Source organism: Mycobacterium sp. (genome assembly GCF_050701675.1).
Classification (GTDB): Bacteria; Actinomycetota; Actinomycetes; order Mycobacteriales; family Mycobacteriaceae; genus Mycobacterium.
On sequence record NZ_JBOGDD010000703.1, the window covers coordinates 1 to 1,803 of the forward strand.

General features: G+C 69.1%; 3 protein-coding genes. 1 reads left to right on the forward strand and 2 read right to left on the reverse strand.

Annotated features, from left to right (window positions below; all coding sequences use genetic code 11):
- Nucleotides 1–176 precede the first annotated feature (176 nt).
- Nucleotides 177–473 (forward strand): MGMT family protein, encoded by a 297-nt coding sequence (locus ACRDUX_RS21635; RefSeq protein ID WP_526416347.1) that lies wholly within the window; start codon nt 177–179, stop codon nt 471–473.
- Between the two features lie 28 nt (nt 474–501).
- On the opposite strand, the gene ACRDUX_RS21640 is transcribed toward ACRDUX_RS21635, so the two are convergent.
- Both ACRDUX_RS21640 and ACRDUX_RS21645 read right to left on the reverse strand, forming a co-directional pair.
- On the reverse strand, nt 502–1,356 hold the full coding sequence (locus ACRDUX_RS21640; protein WP_526416349.1) for a TIGR02569 family protein: 855 nt from the start codon (nt 1,354–1,356) through the stop codon (nt 502–504).
- A gap of 36 nt (nt 1,357–1,392) precedes the next feature.
- Nucleotides 1,393–1,803: rhodanese-like domain-containing protein (locus ACRDUX_RS21645; RefSeq protein WP_526416351.1), on the reverse strand; the 411-nt coding region annotated here is incomplete at its 5' end.

A 1,803-nucleotide genomic window follows, 5' to 3' on the forward strand; every position in this document is an offset into this window, starting at 1 on the left:
ACCCTGGTCCGGGCCAAGCTCACGCAGCCGCCCTATGTCACGGACGAGCTGACCGTCGGCCTCGAGGCCGCCCTCGGTGCGGATTTCACGCTGCACGAATGGGATTGCAATCACATGGTTCCGCTCGCGATGCCCGCGGAGACCGCAGCGCTGGTCCGGAAACACGTGAGCTGACGATGGCCGCAATCACCGACGACCAGGTGGAGACCGTGCGCGCGTTGGTCGCCTCGATACCGGCGGGCAGGGTGTCGACCTACGGCGACATCGCAGCGGTCGCGGGGCTTTCCAGTCCCCGCATCGTCGGGTGGATCATGCGGACCGATTCCTCGGACCTGCCGTGGCACCGGGTCATCTCGGCGTCGGGCAGGCCTGCCCACCACCTCACCACCCGGCAGCTGGAACTACTTCGCGCGGAGGGCGTCCTCGCGAAGGACGGGCGCGTGCCGCTGCGCGAGGTCAGGCATGAGTTCTAGAGGACTCGAGTTCCACGGGACGCGTGTTTCAAAGAATGAGCCGCACCAGCGCGGCCGTCCGGGCAAGGCCGGGGAACGCCGCCGCCGTCGAGCGCGGATGCAGCGCATGCACCGCTAATCGGAACATCAACGCGCGCAACAACATCTGCGGCCACTCGGGTAGCGGCGCCCATCGTTCGACGAGACCGTCATCCGCCTCACCCCACGCCAACGCGTCCACCACGACCACACCCGCCGCCCACGACGCGGGCCGCCAGTATGGGGTGATGTCGGTGATGCCGGGGGCCGCGGTGCCCGCGAACAGCACCGTGCCGTACAGGTCGCCGTGTACGAGTTGGCTAGGGCTGCGCGTCGGGCGGCGAAGCGAAGCCAATTGAGAGATCAGTTCGACCGAGCGCTGACCGTCGGCCCCACTCGGAGCAACCAGCGCACCCGGCGGCAACGTGTGCAGCGGCCGGTCCTCCCACGCTGCGCGGTCCGCGGCGATGAACACGTCCACGTCGGACCACGGCGCACCGGGCGGTTGGGTCAGAAATCGCGGTCGCTCCAGCTTGGCCGTGGCCTCGTGCAGCCGCACGGCGGCGGAGACGACCTCGTCGTGGCGCGGCTCGGGTGTCCCCGTGACGAAGGTGTCCGCGCGCCACCCCGCGACGACGTAGCGCCCGTCTGTCGAACGGACCGGCCTCGCCAGCCGGACCCCGTCGACGAACAACGTCTCGCGAACCTTCGCGGACCACCCGGCCCTCGCGTTCTCCGCGACCATCGACAGCACGACCTCGCCACAGCGCCAGCCGCCCTCCCAGCTGGAGCCGAGGGGGACGGGCCGCACGCCCGTCAGACCGAACGCCGCAAGCACGTGATCAGGCGGCATGTCGGCACTCACAGGCTCACCTTAAGGTGTGCACCGGCTCACGAGCCGTCAGTACATCACCATGTCGGGTTCGAGTTGTCGCGCCCACGCGACGATGCCACCCTGCAGGTGTAGCGCGTCGGAGAACCCGGCCTTCTTCACCGCGGCCAGTGCCTCCGCGGACCGGACCCCGGTCTTGCAGTACAGCACCGGGGTCCGGTCGTGCGGCAGTTTCGCCAGACCGTCGCCAGCCTCGAGGGTCGACTTGGGGATCAACTCGGCTCCATCGATGTGGTTGATGTCCCACTCGACGGGTTCGCGCACGTCGATCAGCGCGACCTTGCGGCCCGATTCCAGCATCTCGCGCAGCTCGCGCGGTGTGACGGTCGAGTCGGCGGCAGCCTCGGCCGCCTCTTCCGAGACGACGCCGCAGAACGCCTCGTAGTCGATCAGCTCGGTGATCTTCGGTGTCTCGGGGTC

Excerpts from the sequence above, each read along its gene's own strand:
- ACRDUX_RS21635 (WP_526416347.1), top strand. The coding sequence starts at position 177 with ATGGCCGCAATCACCGACGACCAGGTGGAGACCGTGCGCGCGTTGGTC.